The sequence below is a fragment of the Pseudomonas deceptionensis genome (assembly GCF_900106095.1).
In the GTDB taxonomy this organism is placed as follows: domain Bacteria; phylum Pseudomonadota; class Gammaproteobacteria; order Pseudomonadales; family Pseudomonadaceae; genus Aquipseudomonas; species Aquipseudomonas deceptionensis.
Window position 1 is genome coordinate 4,798,618 of sequence record NZ_FNUD01000002.1, and the last position, 18,260, is coordinate 4,816,877.

The 18,260-nt window shown below is 57.8% G+C and carries 20 protein-coding genes; 6 read left to right on the forward strand and 14 right to left on the reverse strand.

Annotated elements, in window-relative coordinates; genetic code table 11:
* Nucleotides 1-4 precede the first annotated feature (4 nt).
* Complete coding sequence (locus BLW11_RS22170; protein ID WP_048359872.1) at nucleotides 5-1,162, reverse strand: phospholipase D-like domain-containing protein; 1,158 nt, start codon at nucleotides 1,160-1,162, stop codon at nucleotides 5-7.
* Between the two features lies 1 nt (nucleotide 1,163).
* Nucleotides 1,164-1,754, reverse strand: a complete 591-nt coding sequence (locus BLW11_RS22175; RefSeq protein ID WP_048359873.1) for a YceI family protein — start codon at nucleotides 1,752-1,754, stop codon at nucleotides 1,164-1,166.
* A 227-nt stretch (nucleotides 1,755-1,981) separates the two neighbouring features.
* Between BLW11_RS22175 and olsB the strand changes: the two genes are divergently transcribed.
* Both olsB and BLW11_RS22185 read left to right on the forward strand, forming a co-directional pair.
* Complete coding sequence (olsB, locus tag BLW11_RS22180; protein ID WP_048359874.1) at nucleotides 1,982-2,737, forward strand: L-ornithine N(alpha)-acyltransferase; 756 nt, start codon at nucleotides 1,982-1,984, stop codon at nucleotides 2,735-2,737.
* A complete protein-coding gene (locus BLW11_RS22185) occupies nucleotides 2,737-3,567 on the forward strand; it encodes a lysophospholipid acyltransferase family protein (protein WP_048359875.1) in 831 nt (276 codons plus the stop codon). Before olsB ends, BLW11_RS22185 begins: the two co-directional genes overlap by 1 nt.
* On the opposite strand, the gene BLW11_RS22190 is transcribed toward BLW11_RS22185, so the two are convergent.
* Entirely contained in the window at nucleotides 3,542-4,138 is a 597-nt protein-coding gene (locus tag BLW11_RS22190) for an acyl carrier protein phosphodiesterase (protein ID WP_048359876.1), read from the reverse strand. The two genes, BLW11_RS22185 and BLW11_RS22190, sit on opposite strands and share 26 nt — an antisense overlap.
* Before the next feature lie 155 nt (nucleotides 4,139-4,293).
* Here BLW11_RS22190 and BLW11_RS22195 point away from each other — a divergent pair, with 155 nt between their 5' ends.
* Genes BLW11_RS22195 through BLW11_RS22205 form a run of 3 tightly spaced genes read left to right on the forward strand, consistent with a single transcriptional unit; the run spans nucleotide 4,294 to nucleotide 6,844 of the window.
* Nucleotides 4,294-4,596, forward strand: coding sequence for an ArsR/SmtB family transcription factor (locus tag BLW11_RS22195; RefSeq protein WP_048359877.1), 303 nt, complete (start codon nucleotides 4,294-4,296; stop codon nucleotides 4,594-4,596).
* Between the two features lie 11 nt (nucleotides 4,597-4,607).
* Nucleotides 4,608-5,774, forward strand: coding sequence for an MFS transporter (locus BLW11_RS22200; RefSeq protein ID WP_048359878.1), 1,167 nt, complete (start codon nucleotides 4,608-4,610; stop codon nucleotides 5,772-5,774).
* Nucleotides 5,775-5,794: 20 nt separating this feature from the next.
* Complete coding sequence (locus BLW11_RS22205) at nucleotides 5,795-6,844, forward strand: alkene reductase (RefSeq protein WP_048359879.1); 1,050 nt, start codon at nucleotides 5,795-5,797, stop codon at nucleotides 6,842-6,844.
* Nucleotides 6,845-7,447: 603 nt separating this feature from the next.
* On the opposite strand, the gene rpoS is transcribed toward BLW11_RS22205, so the two are convergent.
* The 8 genes from rpoS to BLW11_RS22245 form a co-directional block, all read right to left on the reverse strand.
* A complete protein-coding gene (gene rpoS, locus BLW11_RS22210) occupies nucleotides 7,448-8,452 on the reverse strand; it encodes an RNA polymerase sigma factor RpoS (protein ID WP_048359880.1) in 1,005 nt (334 codons plus the stop codon).
* Between the two features lie 106 nt (nucleotides 8,453-8,558).
* Nucleotides 8,559-9,386, reverse strand: a complete 828-nt coding sequence (locus BLW11_RS22215) for a peptidoglycan DD-metalloendopeptidase family protein (RefSeq protein WP_048359881.1) — start codon at nucleotides 9,384-9,386, stop codon at nucleotides 8,559-8,561.
* A 195-nt stretch (nucleotides 9,387-9,581) separates the two neighbouring features.
* The gene (locus BLW11_RS22220; RefSeq protein WP_193790183.1) at nucleotides 9,582-10,217 is read right to left on the reverse strand and encodes a protein-L-isoaspartate(D-aspartate) O-methyltransferase; all 636 of its coding nucleotides are present in this window, start codon (nucleotides 10,215-10,217) and stop codon (nucleotides 9,582-9,584) included.
* A 41-nt stretch (nucleotides 10,218-10,258) separates the two neighbouring features.
* Nucleotides 10,259-11,008: a 5'/3'-nucleotidase SurE gene (gene surE / locus BLW11_RS22225; protein ID WP_048359883.1), complete on the reverse strand. Its 750-nt coding sequence runs from the start codon at nucleotides 11,006-11,008 to the stop codon at nucleotides 10,259-10,261.
* Nucleotides 10,996-12,054: a tRNA pseudouridine(13) synthase TruD gene (gene truD / locus BLW11_RS22230; protein ID WP_048359884.1), complete on the reverse strand. Its 1,059-nt coding sequence runs from the start codon at nucleotides 12,052-12,054 to the stop codon at nucleotides 10,996-10,998. Before truD ends, surE begins: the two co-directional genes overlap by 13 nt.
* Nucleotides 12,051-12,524, reverse strand: coding sequence for a 2-C-methyl-D-erythritol 2,4-cyclodiphosphate synthase (ispF, locus tag BLW11_RS22235; RefSeq protein WP_048359885.1), 474 nt, complete (start codon nucleotides 12,522-12,524; stop codon nucleotides 12,051-12,053). The genes truD and ispF overlap by 4 nt, the downstream gene beginning before the upstream one ends.
* Nucleotides 12,525-12,586: 62 nt before the next feature.
* Entirely contained in the window at nucleotides 12,587-13,432 is an 846-nt protein-coding gene (gene fghA, locus BLW11_RS22240; RefSeq protein ID WP_048359886.1) for an S-formylglutathione hydrolase, read from the reverse strand.
* 8 nt (nucleotides 13,433-13,440) lie between these two features.
* The gene (locus tag BLW11_RS22245) at nucleotides 13,441-14,553 is read right to left on the reverse strand and encodes an S-(hydroxymethyl)glutathione dehydrogenase/class III alcohol dehydrogenase (protein ID WP_048359887.1); all 1,113 of its coding nucleotides are present in this window, start codon (nucleotides 14,551-14,553) and stop codon (nucleotides 13,441-13,443) included.
* Between the two features lie 108 nt (nucleotides 14,554-14,661).
* Here BLW11_RS22245 and BLW11_RS22250 point away from each other — a divergent pair, with 108 nt between their 5' ends.
* Nucleotides 14,662-15,558 (forward strand): LysR substrate-binding domain-containing protein, encoded by an 897-nt coding sequence (locus tag BLW11_RS22250; RefSeq protein ID WP_048359888.1) that lies wholly within the window; start codon nucleotides 14,662-14,664, stop codon nucleotides 15,556-15,558.
* A 118-nt stretch (nucleotides 15,559-15,676) separates the two neighbouring features.
* On the opposite strand, the gene ispD is transcribed toward BLW11_RS22250, so the two are convergent.
* The 3 genes from ispD to eno form a co-directional block, all read right to left on the reverse strand.
* On the reverse strand, nucleotides 15,677-16,381 hold the full coding sequence (gene ispD / locus BLW11_RS22255) for a 2-C-methyl-D-erythritol 4-phosphate cytidylyltransferase (RefSeq protein WP_048359889.1): 705 nt from the start codon (nucleotides 16,379-16,381) through the stop codon (nucleotides 15,677-15,679).
* Nucleotides 16,378-16,656: a cell division protein FtsB gene (ftsB, locus tag BLW11_RS22260; RefSeq protein ID WP_048359890.1), complete on the reverse strand. Its 279-nt coding sequence runs from the start codon at nucleotides 16,654-16,656 to the stop codon at nucleotides 16,378-16,380. The genes ispD and ftsB overlap by 4 nt, the downstream gene beginning before the upstream one ends.
* A gap of 168 nt (nucleotides 16,657-16,824) precedes the next feature.
* Nucleotides 16,825-18,114 (reverse strand): phosphopyruvate hydratase, encoded by a 1,290-nt coding sequence (gene eno / locus BLW11_RS22265; RefSeq protein WP_048359891.1) that lies wholly within the window; start codon nucleotides 18,112-18,114, stop codon nucleotides 16,825-16,827.
* Nucleotides 18,115-18,260 lie beyond the last annotated feature (146 nt).

Sequence of the window (18,260 nt, forward strand, 5' to 3'; positions counted from 1 at the left end):
AATTCTAGTGCCGTCGCCCCAAAATATTGACCACCACCCTGTCTACCCATCCCCAAATGCGCTGTTTGACCCGACGCCAGAGCGGCCGTGACTGCCAGGCTTGCAGGCTGATGGGCTGGCTCTGTGCGAAATCGGCAATAAAGCTGGCGGCCACCGCCTGGGTGAGCGCAGGGTCGAGCGCCTCGAGGTTGGCCTCAAGGTTGAAGTGCAGGTTCCAGTGGTCGAAATTGCACGAACCGATACTGACCCAATCGTCTATCAGCACCATTTTCAAATGCAGAAAACAAGGCTGGTATTCCAGGATCTGCACCCCGGACTTGAGCAGGCGCGGGTAGTAGCGATGACCGGCATAACGCACAGAAGGATGGTCAGTGCGCGGGCCGGTCAGTAACAGCCGCACATCAACGCCCCGCCCCGCCGCACGGCGCAGCGAACGCCGCACGCTCCAGGTAGGCAGGAAATAAGGGGTAGCCAGCCAGATACGCTGCTGGCCACTGTTGATCGCCCGCACCAGCGATTGCAGGATATCGCGATGCTGGCGTGCATCGGCGTAGGCAACGCGCCCCATGCCCTCACCGGTCTCGGGCACGCGTGGCAGGTGTGCGAGCCCAAAGTGCGTCGCCGGCTTCCACGCTTTGCGGCTGATGTTGGCGCGCCATTGGCGATCAAACAACATCTGCCAGTCCTGAACCAACGGCCCTTGAATCTCGACCATGACTTCATGCCAGTCACAGGTATTTTCGTCGGGGCGCCAAAACTCATCCGTCACCCCCGTCCCCCCGACCACGGCCAATTGCTGATCCACCAGCAACAGCTTGCGATGATCGCGGTACAGGTTGCTCAGCCCCCGCCGCCAGCTCAGCGGGTTGTAAAACCTGAGCTCCACGCCAGCCTCGGTCAATCTGCGACGCAGGCTCAGGCTCAACCCCAGACTGCCGTAACCGTCAAACAGGCAGCGCACGCGCACCTCGCGCCAGGCCGCCTGCTCCAGGGCGTGGATAATGGCTTCGGCGCAGCCACCGGCCTCAACCAGATACAACTCCAGATCAATCTGTTCTTGCGCATGCTCAATAGCGGCGAGCATTCGAGGGAAAAATTGCGGCCCATCGATCAACAGCTCGAACTGGTTATCGCTGCGCCATCCAAACACCGCGCCGGCCATCTTAGCGAGCCGTGAAAATCAGCACCGCGCCCACCGGTACTGAAAAACTGATCGCCGACAGCCCCGCCAATTTGCGCAAGGTTTCGAGTTCTGGCTGCAGGCCAAAATCTTCTGCCTGCAGCATCAGCGGCTCCAGTGTCACCACCTGGAAGCGTCGCTCATCAAGGCGAGTGGCCAGTAATTGGGCCTCATACGTATGTTGCTTGCCGCGCAAGCTGACCGTGACCGGCAAGTGCAGCTCCAGTTGCGCCCCGGAGGCGAGATCGTTGATCGGTTGCAGGTCTATCTGCGCGGTGATTTGCGCTTCGGGGAAGTGCTTGAAATCAAACAGCACGTCCCGCATGCGCTCGTCACGCAACGGGACAGTACTGTTGACCGAGTCCATCTCGATTCGCAATTGCGCATGCCCCTTGCGGTCGACTTTGCCGTGCAGAACCAGGAAACGATGCACATTGGCAATATTGGCATTTTGCGTGGTGACAAACGAAAGCCGTGATGACTCACCATCCAGGTACCAGTTGGCCTGGGCAGACAGGCTCACACCCAGGGTCAGCAACAGGGCACAGACAGAAGATAACAACGCTTTGAACATAAAAACTCATCAGCAAATAAACGTGGGCGAACATTAAACCCGGAGAGCCGTCTTGGCAGGTTTTTTTTAGAGCGCCAATCCACTTCGACAGTTCCGCCAGGGACATGTCATGCAAGCATCATCCAAATGTCATGGCGATGACATTGCACCTGCCTAGCCTGAAGTTGAACACCTCAGTCGATTGGCAGAAACCCAGAGCGGGCACGGTGCCTGCACGGAGATTCGCAATGTCCCAGATCGCCCGCATCCGCGACACCGCACCAGAACGCCGCCTGCAGGCAGAACGCCTGATCGGGCCTGACGCTTTGCGTGAGGCCCAGGCCCTGCGCTTTCGTGTATTCAGCGACGAGTTGAAGGCCAAACTCAAAGGCGCCGAACACGGGCTGGACGAGGACGATTACGACCTGTATTGCGAACATATCGGGGTACGTGACCTCAATAGCGGCAAGCTGGTAGCCACCACCCGCTTGCTCGATCACTGCGCGGCACAAAACATCGGCCATTTTTACAGCGAAGAAGAGTTCAACCTTCACGGGCTGGCCCACTTGCAGGGCCCGATCCTTGAAATCGGCCGAACCTGCGTCGACCCGGCCTACCGCAACGGGGGCACCATTACCGTGCTCTGGGGCGAATTGGCTGAAGTGCTCAACCAGGGTAATTATCGGTATCTGATGGGCTGCGCGAGCATCCCGATGCAGGATGGTGGCATCCAGGCCCAGGCCATCATGCAGCGCCTGCGCGAGCGTTATCTGTGTACGGAACATTTGCGCGCAGAACCCAAAAAGCCATTACCGACACAAGACATACCTGCCAATGTCATTGCCGAAATGCCACCTCTGCTTAAGGCCTATATGCGCCTGGGGGCCAAAATTTGCGGCGAGCCATGCTGGGATGAGGACTTTCAGGTGGCTGACGTGTTTATTTTGCTCAAGCGCGATGAGCTGTGCCCGCGCTATGCACGTCACTTCAAGGCGGCCATGTAATGAGCCGCTTGCGCCGGTATGGCCGAGTGGCAAGGGTTCTCGGGGTCGTGAGCCTGGGGTTGAGCATGGCCAGCGTGTTCGGGGTACTGGAGCGTTTTAATCTCAACAGCGCAATGGACCGGCGCCAGCGCTGGTCGCAGTTTTTTATGACACGCCTGAGCAACGCCCTGCCCTTTCGCGTCACCGTCGTGGGCGAGCTGCCGGCAACGCCAATGTTGTGGGTGAGCAATCACGTGTCATGGACCGACATTGCGCTGCTGGGGCAACTGACACCGCTGTCGTTTCTGTCCAAGGCCGAAGTCCGTGGCTGGCCCGTTGCCGGCTGGCTGGCGGCCAAGGCAGGCAGCCTGTTTATCCGCAGGGGTGCGGGGGACAGCCAAATGATCCGCGAACAAATGACCCGTCACCTGCAGCACCCACTCTCTTTGCTGATGTTCCCCGAAGGCACTACCACTGACGGGCGCTCGGTACGCACCTTTCATGGGCGGCTGCTATCGGCAGCGATTGATACCCGGATGCCGCTGCAACCTGTGGCCATTCGCTATTTGCGCAATGGAGAGATCGATGCGATAGCTCCGTTTATTGGCGACGATGATTTGCTGTCACATTTGCTGCGTCTATTTAGCCACGAACAGGCCGAGGTCGAGATACATCTGCTTGAGCCTATTTGCAGCCAGGAGCAAGAGCGCGCAGTGCTGGCGTTCAGGGCTCAGGAAGCGATACGGCGGGTGGTGGTGGCGGAGCCTGTAGCCCGTACAAATCCTGTAGCCGCTGCCGGTCGCAGCCTCGTACCTTCGGCTGCGGCTACGCGAGTGGCGATATCGGAGTAACCCGCTGTTCTGCCGCATACACCTGCAGTTGCGGATAAAACGCTCGAAAATCCTCACTGAGCGGCTCGTACAACGTCTTTAAATCCTGCATCGCCCCCGCCAGTTCTTCGGGGCGCGACAACCGTCGGGCTATCCCGTTGAACACTTGCTCCAGCACTGCAAAATCCCGGTACGAACCCAGCCAGTCATGCGCCGCCATGTGCGGTGCGATGGTGGCAAGCCGCCGTGGCAACTGCTGCTCGGCCACCAGCACCCGATAAAAGTCCGAAGTAAAACGCTCCAGCGGCCCTTCGGCATACTGGCTCCAGTCCCGTGCCAGGCAATGATCGAAAAACACATCGAGCACGATGCCCGCATAGCGCCTGCGGGTCCGGGTAAACCGCGACAGCGACTGCCCCACCAGAGGGTGGTTGTCAGTGAAAACATCAATGCTGCGGTGCAGTTGAATCCCGCGCTCAATCTCGGGACTGTACTGACCGTGCAGCAGCCCTTTGACGAAGTCGCCGTAAAGACTGCCGAGTAATTCTTCAGGGCGCTGGCCGCCAAGGTGCAGATGTGCGAGATAATTCATGGCGCGCAGTTTAACACTGCTACATCCATATCGTTATAACCCGATATACCGATTTGTACCGATCTAAGATCATTTTCATATTTGTATATCGCGATACAACGATTTAAAGTTCGCTTCATCGCGATATAACGTTGTACCCATTGAGCACTGCAACCATGCCTATTGACCTCGACGAAATAATAAAAGCCCTGGCACACCCAGTACGCCGAGAAATTCTCAACGCTCTCAAAGACCCTGACACCTCGTTCCCTGACCAAATCCACTCCACCGAACATGGCGTATGTGCCGGTCAGTTTGATCAACTCTGCGGCCTGTCGCAGTCGACGGTCTCTGCCCACCTGGCAACGCTGCAACGAGCGGGCCTGATTACCAGCCAAAAACACGGTCAGTGGCACTTCTTCAAACGTAACGAGGAAACCATCAAGGCCTTCCTCGAAAAAATCAGCCAAGAGCTTTAACAAGGATTTCCATGCCACTCTCGCTACTCATTCTGGCGCTAAGCGCTTTCGCCATCGGGACCACCGAGTTCGTGATCATGGGCTTGCTGCCTGATGTCGCGGCCGATCTGGGCGTGTCCATCCCCGGTGCCGGCTGGCTTGTGACCGGTTACGCGCTGGGCGTGGCCATCGGGGCTCCGTTCATGGCACTGGCTACCGCCAAGTTGCCGCGCAAAGCCGCCCTGGTAACGTTGATGGTGATCTTTATCATCGGCAACCTGTTGTGCGCACTGGCCAGTGATTACAACGTGCTGATGTTTGCCCGCGTAGTGACAGCCCTGTGCCACGGCGCGTTCTTCGGGATTGGCTCTGTCGTCGCAGCAGGCCTGGTGCCTGCCAACAAGCGCGCTTCAGCGGTGGCATTGATGTTCACCGGCCTTACGCTGGCCAACGTGCTGGGCGTTCCCCTGGGCACCGCCCTGGGTCAGGCCGCAGGTTGGCGCTCGACGTTCTTTGCCGTCACCGTGATCGGTGTGGTGGCCCTGATAGGCCTGATCCGCTTCTTGCCCGCCAAGCGTGACGAAGAAAAACTCGACATGCGTGCCGAACTGGCCGCACTCAAAGGGGCTGGCATCTGGCTGTCCCTGAGCATGACTGCACTGTTTTCCGCATCGATGTTTACCCTGTTCACCTATGTGGCGCCCCTGCTCGGTGATGTCACCGGCATCTCGCCAAGCGGCGTGACCTGGACCTTGCTGCTGATCGGCCTGGGCCTGACGGTGGGCAACATCATCGGCGGCAAGCTGGCCGACAAACGTCTGGCCGCTACCCTGATCGGTGTTTTTATCGCGATGGCAGTGATGTCGACCGTACTGACCTGGACCAGCGTCGCCGTGATCCCGACCGAAATCACCCTCTTCCTGTGGGCCGCCGCCTCGTTTGCCGCCGTACCGGCGCTGCAGATCAACGTCGTGACCTTCGGCAAGGCAGCACCCAACCTGGTTTCGACCTTGAACATCGGTGCTTTCAACGTCGGCAATGCCCTGGGCGCCTGGGTTGGCGGCAGCGTCATCGCCCACGGTTTCGGCCTCACCAGCGTTCCGCTGGCCGCTGCAGCGCTGGCGATTCTGGCGCTGCTGGTCACCCTGATTACTTTTCGCCAGAACGGCAATGCCGAGCTGGCAACTGCCACAAACTGATCCTTGAGAGGGCTGCATAAATGACTACGATTTTCGATCCGATCAAGCTGGGCGACCTCGAACTGCCCAACCGCATCATCATGGCTCCGCTAACTCGCTGCCGTGCCGATGAAGGTCGGGTTCCAAACGCACTGATGGCCGAATACTACGTTCAGCGCGCATCGGCCGGCCTGATCCTGAGCGAAGCCACGTCGGTGACCCCAATGGGGGTCGGCTACCCGGATACCCCGGGCATCTGGTCCAACGATCAGGTTCGCGGCTGGACCAACATCACCAAGGCTGTACACGCTGCCGGTGGCCGCATCGCCCTGCAGCTGTGGCATGTTGGCCGCATCTCGCACCCGATGTACCTGAACGGCGAAGCACCTGTTGCCCCTAGCGCCATTGCTGCCAAAGGCCACGTCAGCCTGGTTCGTCCAAAGGTTGATTTCCCGACGCCACGGGCACTGGAAACCGCTGAGATCGCCGATATTGTCGAGGCCTACCGCACAGGCGCCGAAAACGCCAAAGCGGCAGGTTTTGATGGCGTGGAAATCCATGGTGCCAACGGTTACCTGCTCGATCAGTTCCTGCAAAGCAGCACCAACAAGCGCACCGACCAGTACGGCGGCAGCGTAGAGAACCGCGCCCGTCTGTTGCTGGAAGTCACCGATGCAGCCATCGATGTGTGGGGCGCAGGCCGCGTGGGCGTGCATTTGTCGCCACGTGCCGACTTGCACGACATGGGTGATGACAACCTGGCTGAAACCTTTGGTTATGTAGCCCGCGAGCTGGGCAAGCGTGGCATCGCCTATATCTGTGCCCGCGAGCATGTGGCCGCAGACAGCCTCGGCTCACAGCTCAAGGAAGCCTTTGGCGGCCCGTACATCGCCAACGAAAGCTTCACCAAGGAAAGCGCCAATGCCTGGCTGGCTGCCGGCAAGGCTGACGCTGTAGCCTTCGGCGTACCGTTTATCGCCAACCCAGACCTGCCTGCACGCCTGAAAACCGATGCACCGCTCAATGAGGCGCACCCGGACACCTTCTATTCCAAAGGTGCACAAGGCTACATCGACTATCCAGTGCTGTAAGCACCGGCTCCACAACGCAAAACGCCCGAGGTCAATGACCTCGGGCGTTTTGCTGTAAACCTTGCGCCAGCGCATTGGCTGAGCGTGTCCGACCCGTGAAGGTTGCCATCAAGGGCACTTTTCAAGGGGCGAAAAAAGGGGCGGTTTGACCCGCCCACATTTTTTCCCTAGTCCCTTTTTTTCCTTCTCATCATCCTGATGAATCGCGTCCTGCGATGTCCTTCTGCGTTCTTCCGTGAGCGCCGTACCAATCCGTCGATACACTTCAAATACTAGAGTTTTATTGAAATGCTGCAACCAAGGCAGTTATAGATTTTTATTACACGATAAATGCACATAAAAAATAAAGTCATTTAATTTCAATCACTTATAAAAAACCAAGTAAGGAAAAGATAATCACTTACCTAGATAACGTCGCAGGCTTACACGTAAAGTAAGCGAAGGCTTACAGCGCCACGCAGATAATATTCACTCTCATCCATGACATTTCGTTTCAAACCCAGGCTGGCAGCGCACAGGTTGAAAATCAGGGGGCTTGGCGCTAAATCATGGGCGCACAAAAAACCCCGAATCGCTCGGGGTTTTTAGCCGACACATCCCGCGTTATTGGAACAGCGACTCGCTCGACAGACCGTTGCGCTCAAGAATCTCTCGCAGACGCTTGAGCCCCTCGACCTGGATCTGGCGCACGCGTTCACGTGTCAGGCCAATTTCCAGCCCCACGTCTTCAAGGGTACTGCTTTCATGACCCCGCAACCCGAAACGGCGTATCACCACTTCGCGCTGCTTGTCAGTAAGCTCGGACAACCACTGGTCAATGCTCTGCGACAAGTCATCGTCCTGAAGCAGCTCACAAGGATCTGTAGGCCGGTCGTCAGTCAGGGTATCGAGCAGTGTTTTGTCAGAGTCAGGGCCCAAGGAAACGTCTACCGAAGACACCCGTTCATTGAGCCCAAGCATGCGCTTGACTTCGGAGACTGGCTTCTCGAGCAGATTGGCGATTTCTTCAGGGGAGGGTTCGTGATCGAGCTTTTGCGTGAGTTCACGTGCAGCCCGCAGATAGACGTTGAGCTCTTTGACCACATGGATCGGTAAACGGATGGTGCGGGTCTGATTCATGATCGCCCGTTCAATCGTTTGCCGGATCCACCAGGTGGCGTAAGTCGAGAAGCGGAACCCACGTTCGGGGTCAAATTTCTCGACGGCCCGGATCAGCCCCAGGTTGCCCTCTTCGATCAGGTCCAGCAGCGAGAGCCCACGATTGACATAGCGCCGGGCGATTTTCACCACCAGTCGCAAGTTACTTTCAATCATGCGCTTGCGCCCGGCCGGATCTCCACTTTGCGACAAGCGTGCAAAGTGAACTTCTTCTGCGGGTGAGAGCAACGGGGAGAAGCCAATTTCATTGAGGTACAGCTGGGTCGCGTCTAGCGCCCGTGTGTAGTCAATGTACTTGTGCTGTTTTGTTGCAGGTGCTTTTTTGGACTTGGTTCGAGCTGTAGGGGGTGACTCGTCTTCTTCTGACATCAAGTCGCTATCGATGTTGGAGTCCATAAGGAGCACCTCATCGTCGATGTCAAACCCCGGCGCTTCTTTGTTGAGAGCCATTGCTATAGTCCTTTGGTGAGTTCGACCTCAAGCTCAAGCATCGCCCAAGTCCTTGGCAACGCTGGAGCCTGTTCCTTATCCACATCAGGAACAGGCTGGTAACCGATCAACGGCGAGGAAGGAATTGCAATGGATCTACAGGTTTACCTTGGCGGCGAATCTCAAAGTGAAGTTTCACCCGGTCTGTACCAGTTGACCCCATTTCGGCAATTGTCTGTCCGACCTTGACCTGCTGCCCCTCCCGAACCAACAGCCTACGGTTATGTCCGTAAGCACTGACGTAGGTATCACTGTGTTTGATGATTACCAGTTCGCCGTAGCCCCTCAATCCACTGCCAGCGTAAACAACCGAACCATCAGACGCAGCTAAAACAGGCTGTCCCAAATCTCCGGCGATATCAATACCTTTATTCAAACTACCGTTTGAAGAAAATTTGCCTATCAGAATGCCATCAGAGGGCCATCCCCACCCCTTGGGTGCAGGCCCTGCCGGCAGGGGTGCAACCGCCGCAGGCGCTGTAGTTGCGGCGCCTGAACGCTTGATAACTGTCGTTTTGCTGCCCGAGGAAGACGAGACTACGGTCGTTGTCGTGCCACCTTCAGGCTTGGTTCCAGCGCGTCCGTCGAAGCGGATTGTTTGACCTGGGACAATAGTGAACGGAGCCGCGATATTGTTTCGTGCCGCCAAAGCCTTCCAGTCCCAGCCGTAGCGAAAGGCAATTGAGAACAGCGTATCGCCACGACGCACGACGTACTGGCCCGTGGTCACTGCCGGCCGCTGGGCCACCCCGTTACGGTCAACGACGTTTACGCCATTTTTCGGGGTGCTGGAACACGCTGCCAGCAAAGCCAGTGTGGCACTCAGGAATAGACCGGCCACCAGTCTCTGATAGCTTTTGGTACCCATACGCTGCGCAATGACTGTGAGACTCACCCGCCGCTCCCTTTGAAGATGGCTAAATAGTTGAACGCCAGAACTGGCCATGAATTGACGCAAGTATAACTGGCTACAGGGCTTTTACAGACTGCAAAGCCCAATCTTGACGCTGTCAGGCAATGGGCAGGGTCTTGCCGTTGCGCAATATGACCTGCGCCCGACCCCATAATTCACCCGTATCTGGACAAAGGATCAGGCCAGCGGCCCGTTGAGCAGCGGCACGAAGCGCACATTGCCGATCACCCGCCTGGCAAAACCGTGCTCTTCGCGCACGATCAACATCAGTTGCTGCACCTCGCCCGAGCCCACCGGGATCACCAGGCGCCCACCGGGAGCCAGCTGATCCAGCAATGCCTGAGGTACATCGGTGGCCACTGCCGTTACGATAATGCCGTTGTAAGGTGCCAGCGCGGGCCAGCCTTCCCAGCCATCGCCCCAGCGGAACACCACGTTGCGCAGGTTGAGTTCAAGCAGCCGCTCTTTGGCCCGGTCTTGCAGCACCTTGATGCGCTCTACCGAAAAAATCCGCTCAACCAGCTGCGAGAGTACGGCCGTTTGATAACCCGAGCCGGTGCCGATCTCCATCACCTTATCCAGCGGCCCGTCCTCAAGCAGCAGCTCGCTCATGCGCGCCACCATGTAAGGCTGGGAAATGGTCTGGTTATTACCGATCGGCAGCGCGGTGTCTTCGTAGGCCCGATGGGCCAGGGCCTCATCCACGAACAAATGCCGTGGTGTACGACGAATGACCTCAAGCACGTTCTGGTTAACGATGCCCTCTTCACGCAGGCGCTGAATCAGCCGCTCACGAGTGCGCTCTGAAGTCATGCCAATGCCGCGGTGCATCATGCCATCCTGCTCGCGTGCCATTAGCCCATGCCCTCCAGCCAGCTATTGAGGTTTTTGAAGCCATCACCAAAGGTGCGATCCAGTTGCAGCGGCGTGATCGAGACATACCCCTGCATCACCGCATGGAAATCCGTACCCGGCCCGCCGTCCTCGGCGTCACCTGCCGCAGCAATCCAGTAGCCGGCCCTGCCCCGTGGATCAACCACCCGAACCGGCGCAGCTGCGCGTGCGCGATGCCCCAGGCGGGTCAGTTGAATGCCGCGAATTTTCTCGAGCGGCAAGTTAGGTATGTTCACATTGAGGACCGTACGCGGCGGCAAGTCCAGCGATGCGTGGGCTTCAAGCAGCTTACGGGCAAAAAACGCTGCAGTCGGCAAGTTGTCCACCTGGCGCGACACCAGCGAAAAGGCAAATGAAGGACGATCCAGAAAGCGCCCCTCAAGTGCCGCCGCCACAGTGCCGGAATACAACACGTCATCACCCAGATTGGCGCCCAGGTTTATGCCTGATACCACCATGTCCGGCTGCTGCTCCAGCAAGCCGTGAAGGCCCAGGTGCACGCAATCGGTGGGTGTGCCATTGATGCTGATAAAGCCATTGGCCAAGGTGTTCGGATGCAAGGGACGGTCCAGCGTCAGCGAGCTGCTCGCTCCGCTTTTGTCCTGCTCGGGCGCAATGACCACGCACTCGGCGTAATCGGCCAATGCGCCATAGAGCGCAGCCAGGCCCGGGGCAGTCACCCCATCATCATTTGAAATCAGAATACGCATAGGCTTTCCGTTTGATCCAACGGCACCAGATCAACAAGCTCTCGCACCAGGACAGTGGCGAAGCATCCGGCCGGCAAAACAAATTCCAGTTGCAGAATGTCAGGCTCCGGATAATGCCACGTCAACCGGCCAATGGGCAGTCGCAGGATGCGGCGCTCATGGCTCATGCCGGCCCGGACCAGCCAGTCACGCAGTGCCGCTTCGCGCTCTGCGATGGACTGCTCCAGCGCGTGGGTCACGCCGGTGGTCGGTGATTCGCCTTCACCCCACTGCGGACCGGTGGGGTGGAGGTCGAGAATGGCCAGACGCGGGTCGCTGCACTCGGCCTCGCCAGCCGGAAAAAAACTGCGGCTGTCGGTAAAGGCCAGCAAATCGCCGACCTGTGCCCGCTGCCAGCTGCCATCGGCCACCCGCGCCGCCAGCACCTGATTGAACAGATAGCTGCGGGCGGTGGACAGCAACCGCGAACGAACGTTGCGCTGCTCAGGCAAGGCCTTGCGCGCAGCATAGTCACGGGCCTCGCCAAGGTTGCCGCCCTGCCAGCCGAAACGCTGGGTACCGAAGTAGTTCGGCACGCCCTGCCTGGCTATCAGCTGAAGGCGCTGTTCCAGTGCGTCTTTGTCCCCGGCCATTTGCGTCAGGCGCAAGGTGAAACCGTTGGCCGCATGGGCCCCACGCTGCAATTTGCGTTTGTGGCGTGAGGTTTTGAGAATTTTCAGCGTGTCGTTTTCTGCGCCCGACAAGTCAGGGTCTGCCTTGCCCGGCAACTGCACGCTGAACCACTGGCGGGTCAGCGCCTGACGGTCCTTGAGGCCCGCGTAGCTGACCGTGCGCAAAGGCACGCCCGCCGCCTTGGCAATGCGCCGGGCTGCTTCTTCGGTGTTCAGACCGCGTTTTTCGACCCACAACCATAGGTGCTCGCCGTCTCCGGACAGCGGGATATCCAGTACTTCGTCGACCTGGAAATCCTCTGCCGTGGCTTTGAGCACCGCTGTGCCCAAGGCTTCGCCGTAGGCTCGCGGGCCCAGCAACTCAAACTCGTTCATGCGCGAACCAACAACGCGATGGAATGCACCGCGATACCTTCTTCACGCCCAACGAAACCGAGTTTCTCGGTAGTAGTGGCCTTTACGTTTACCTGGTCCAAATCAACCTCTAGATCCGCCGCAATCAGCGCACGCATCGTTTCAATATGCGGTGCCATTTTCGGCGCCTGAGCAATAATGGTGTTGTCGACATTACCGACTTTCCAGCCCTTGGCATGGATCAGACCCACGACATGACGCAACAGGACGCGGCTGTCAGCGCCCTTGAAAGTCGGATCGGTGTCCGGAAAATGCTTGCCGATGTCGCCCAGTGCGGCAGCACCCAGCAAGGCATCGCTGAGGGCGTGCAACAAGACATCGCCATCAGAGTGGGCCAACAGCCCGAATTTATGGGAGATCCGCACGCCGCCCAACGTTATGAAATCGCCTTCAGCAAAACAGTGCACATCATAGCCGTGGCCAATACGCATAAAAAAACGCCCCGATTAAGTCAGGGCGTGATTCTACCTACTTTGACCAACATTGGGCGCTATTAGCAACTCAGCGCATTGGCGTGATGACGCAAGTGGTCGTCGATAAAACTGGCGATGAAGAAATAGCTATGGTCGTAGCCCGGCTGCAAGCGCAAGGTCAACGGGTAGTCGGCCATCCTGGCAGCCTGTTGCAGCACTTCAGGCTTGAGCTGAACCGCCAAAAAATCATCCCGGTCACCTTGATCAACCAACAGCGGCAGCTTTTCACGCGCCTCCGCCATCAACACACTCGCATCCCACTCACGCCAGCGCGCACGCTCCTCACCCAAATAATGGGAGAACGCCTTTTGCCCCCACGGGCAGTCCATGGGATTGCTGATCGGCGCAAACGCTGACACCGACTGATAGCGCCCCGGGTTGCGCAGCGCACAGACCAACGCCCCGTGCCCGCCCATCGAGTGCCCGCTGATGCCTCGCTTTTGCGAAGCCGGGAAATGAGCCTCTACCAACGCTGGCAATTCCTGCACCACATAATCGTGCATCCGATAATGCTTGGCCCAAGGCTCTTGAGTCGCATTCAGGTAAAAGCCCGCACCCAGACCGAAATCCCAGGCGCCCTGCGGATCATCCGGCACACCTTCGCCACGGGGGCTGGTGTCCGGTGCGACGATAATCAGCCCCAGTTCGGCGGCCATCTTCATCGCACCGGCCTTATGCATGAAGTTTTCATCGTTACAGGTCAGGCCAGACAGCCAGTACAGCACCGGCAGCTTTGCGCCCTGCTCGGCCTGGGGTGGCAAGTACACGGCAAATACCATGTCGCAGCCAAGCACCTCAGAGTGGTGCTTGTAGCGTTTATGCCAGCCACCGAAACTTTTCTGGCAGGACAGGTTTTCCAGGCTCATGGTCGACCTCAGAAGTGGATGACCGCACGGATGCTTTTGCCTTCGTGCATCAGGTCAAATGCCTTGTTGATATCTTCCAGGCCCATGGTGTGGGTGATGAAGGTATCCAGCGGGATCTCGCCGCTTTGCGCCATGTCGACATAGCTTGGCAACTCAGTACGACCGCGCACGCCGCCAAATGCCGAACCGCGCCAGACGCGACCGGTCACTAGCTGGAACGGACGGGTGGAGATTTCCTGACCGGCACCGGCCACACCGATGATCACGGACTCGCCCCAACCCTTGTGGCAGCACTCCAGTGCCGCACGCATCAGGTGCACATTGCCGATGCACTCAAAGGAGAAGTCGACACCGCCGTCGGTCATGTCGACGATCACTTCCTGAATCGGACGATCGAAGTCTTTCGGGTTCACGCAATCAGTGGCACCTAACTGCCGGGCGATTTCAAACTTGGCCGGGTTGATGTCGATGGCAATGATGCGCGCCGCCTTGGCTTTAACCGCGCCGATTATCGCAGACAGACCAATGCCGCCCAGACCGAAGATGGCCACCGTGTCACCCGGCTTGACCTTGGCCGTATTGAGCACCGCACCAATACCAGTGGTCACGCCGCAACCCAGCAGGCAAACCTTCTCCAGTGGTGCATCTTTCTGAATTTTCGCCACCGATATTTCCGGCAGTACGGTGTACTCCGAGAAGGTCGAAGTCCCCATGTAATGGAAAATCGGCTGCCCCTTGTAGGAGAAGCGCGTAGTACCGTCTGGCATCAGGCCTTTACCCTGGGTAGCGCGAATCGCCTGACACAGGTTGGTTTTGCCAGACAGGCAGAATTTGCACTGGCGACACTCAGGCGTGTACAGAGGGATCACGTGATCACCGACAGCAACCGAGGTCACGCCCTCGCCGATTGCCTCGACGATAGCGCCGCCTTCGTGGCCCAGGATCGACGGGAAGATGCCTTCCGGGTCAGCGCCCGACAAGGTGTAGGCATCCGTATGGCAAACGCCCGACGCCACAACCCGCAGCAGCACTTCGCCAGCCTTGGGCATGGCAACGTCAACTTCTACGATTTCCAGCGGCTTTTTGGCCTCGAACGCTACGGCAGCACGTGACTTGATCATCGATCGTCTCCAGCAAAGTAAAAACAAGACGCCGAGTGTAAATCAGCGCTGAGTGATTAATAATCCGGGCAAAAGCAAAACATTATTGCCATACAGGGATAATCAGCCGTGAATGAAAACCGCTGGGAAGGCATAGACGAGTTTGTGGCCGTGGCCGAGTGCAGCCAATTCACTGCAGCGGCGGAACGCCTAGGGGTTTCATCGTCACACATCAGTCGCCAGGTGGCCCGCCTCGAAGAGCGCCTGCAAACCCGCCTGTTCTATCGCAGTACCCGAAAGGTGACGCTGACCGAAGCCGGGCAAACCTTTTTACAACATTGCCAGCGCCTGCAAGACGGACGCGAAGAAGCACTTCGAGCGGTCGGTGATCTGGCCAGCGAACCCAAAGGCATGCTACGCATGACCTGTGCGGTGGCCTATGGCGAGCGTTTTATCGTGCCGCTGGTTACGCGCTTTATGGGGCTGTATCCGCAGTTACGGGTCGATATAGAACTCAGCAATCGACCGCTGGACCTGGTGCATGAAAGCCTGGATCTGGCTATTCGGCTGGGGCGCTTGCAGGACTCAAGGCTGGTGGCCACGCGGCTCGCGCCCAGACGCATGTATGTCTGCGCGTCGCCTTCTTATCTGGAACATTATGGCCGCCCTCACAGCCTGTCGGAGCTGAGTCGACATAACTGTTTGATTGGCAGCTCGGATCTATGGCAATTGCAGCAGGACGGGCGAGAATTTTCGCAAAGGGTGCAAGGTAATTGGCGCTGCAACAGCGGGCAGGCGGTATTGGACGCAGCACTCCAAGGTGTAGGGCTTTGTCAGTTACCGGACTATTACGTGCTTGAGCATCTGAAGACCGGGGCACTGGTGTCTTTGCTCGACACCCACCAGCCGCCCAACACTGCGGTTTGGGCGCTATACCCGCAACAGCGGCATTTATCGCCCAAAGTCAGAAAGCTGGTGGATTATCTGAAGGAAGGTTTGGCCAGACGGGAGGAGTATCAGGGGTGAAGTGCCGCTCCTGTAGCCACTGACAAGGAACGAAGGCTGCGAAAAGGGCCGAAGGTCCTTCAATATCCAGTGGCCGCTTCGTACCTCGTCAGCGACAAAGGCTTACGGGCTTTGATTTTCAGCGATTTGCCCAGCGCAAGCGCAACCACTCAAGATCTTCGGGGCGGGTGACCTTGATGTTGTCCGAACGGCCTTCGATCAGACGCGGGGCCAGGCCGGCCCACTCCATCGCCGAAGACTCGTCGGTGATGGTCGCATCGGCCACCAGACTGTCAGCCAAGGCTCGGTGCAAGGCCCCCAAGCGGAACATCTGCGGCGTATACGCCTGCCAGATCAAGCTACGGTCAATGGTTTCAACCGCGCGACCATTTTTGTCCACGCGCTTGAGCGTATCCCGCGCCGGAACCGCCAGCAAACCACCCACAGGGTCGTCAGCCAGTTCGCTCAACAGCTTGTCCAGATCTTCGCGTGACAGGTTTGGACGTGCCGCATCGTGAACCAAAACCCAATCGTCATCTGCCGCACCTTGTGCATGCAGGTGCAGCAGCGCATTGAGCACCGAGTCCGCACGCTCGCGCCCACCGTCCACCCGAACGACGCGGGGGTTTGTGGCGCAAGTCAACGTCGGCCAAAAGGGATCATCAGAAGCGACACTGACCACCAGCCCCTTGAGGCCCGGGTGGTCGAGAAAACAGCCAAGGCTGTGTTCGAGAATACTGAGTCCGCCCAGCTGCAAATATTGCTTGGGACGGTCTGCGGCCATACGGGCACCAACGCCCGCGGCAGGGATCACGGCCCAGAAGGCCGGTGACGAAAAACTCATTGGGCCAACTGATAGAGGGTTTCACCCTCTTTGATCATGCCCAACTCATGGCGAGCACGCTCTTCAACGGTCTCCATGCCTTTTTTCAGCTCAAGCACTTCCGCATCAAGCACGCGGTTACGCTCCAGCAAGATCTCGTTTTCAGCACGCTGATCGGCGATTTGCTGGGTCAGGTCGGTAACCTGCGCCAAACTGCCATTCCCCACCCACAGGCGATACTGTAGGGCAGCCAGCAGCAAGAGCAAGATGAGAAACAACCAATTGGGACTGCGCATCGAATATCAGGTATCCAGTGAAAAGACAGCCATGCCGACAAACGTAAACAACTAATAGTACAAAGCCTGGAAGAACCAGGCTTGTACTGATAAGCATCAGATTAATGTCAAAAGCCTCACCTTGGCGAATTTTCCGACACAATCTGCTGTCTTTTTACCATTCAACACTCAGCCGCGGAATTCGCTGCGGCCGTTGTACTTGGCTTTTGCACCCAACTGCTCTTCGATACGCAGCAGTTGGTTGTACTTGGAAACGCGATCGGAACGGCACAGCGAGCCAGTCTTGATCTGGCCTGCAGCAGTACCCACTGCCAGATCGGCAATGGTGGAGTCTTCGGTTTCGCCGGAACGGTGCGAAATCACTGCAGTGTAACCAGCGGCCTTGGCCATCTGGATAGCTTCCAGTGTTTCAGTCAGGGTGCCGATCTGGTTGAACTTGATCAGGATCGAGTTGGCGATTTTTTTATCGATGCCTTCTTTCAGGATCTTGGTGTTGGTTACGAACAGGTCGTCACCTACCAGCTGAACTTTCTCACCGATTTTATCGGTCAGGATTTTCCAGCCATCCCAGTCAGACTCGTCCAGGCCATCTTCGATGGAGATGATCGGATAGCGCTGAGTCAAACCTTTCAGGTATTCAGCAAAACCTTCGGAGTTGAAGATCTGGCCTTCGCCCGACAGGTTGTACTTGCCATCTTCGTAGAACTCGCTGGCCGCACAGTCCAGAGCCAGGGTCACGTCAGTGCCCAGGGTGTAACCCGCGTTTGCGACCGCTTCGGAGATCACTTTCAGTGCATCTTCGTTGGAAGCCAGGTTAGGTGCGAAACCGCCTTCGTCGCCCACGGCAGTGTTCAGGCCACGGGCCTTGAGCACAGCTTTGAGGTGATGGAAGATTTCGGTGCCCATGCGCAGCGCGTCGGAGAAGGTCTTGGCGCCAACCGGCTGAACCATGAACTCTTGAATGTCGACGTTGTTATCTGCGTGCTCGCCACCGTTGATGATGTTCATCATCGGAACCGGCATCGAGTAAACACCCGGAGTGCCGTTCAGGTTGGCGATGTGCGCGTACAGCGGCAGGTCCTGGTCCTGGGCAGCGGCTTTGGCAGCAGCCAGAGACACGGCCAGAATGGCGTTAGCGCCCAGGGAACCTTTGTTCTCAGTACCGTCCAGCGCGATCATCGCGTGGTCCAGCGCCTTTTGGTCAACCGGGTCTTTACCCAGCAGCAAATCACGAATAGGGCCGTTGATGTTGGCAACGGCTTTCAGAACGCCCTTGCCCAGGTAACGGCTCTTGTCGCCATCACGCAGTTCCAGCGCTTCACGGGAACCGGTGGATGCACCGGACGGCGCGCAAGCGCTGCCGATGATGCCGTTGTCGAGAAGCACGTCCGCTTCCACAGTGGGATTGCCACGGGAGTCGAGAACTTCACGACCTTTGATGTCGACGATTTTTGCCATTGTTGTAAACACTCCAAAGTTGACGAAAACGACGCAGCTGAGGGAAATCTTGTTATCGGCGGCAAGGGTCAAATAACGGGCAGCCTTGCGGACGATAAGGCTCGGGCCTTTTAGGCCCGAGAAATCGTGCGGTACTTTACCGGAGA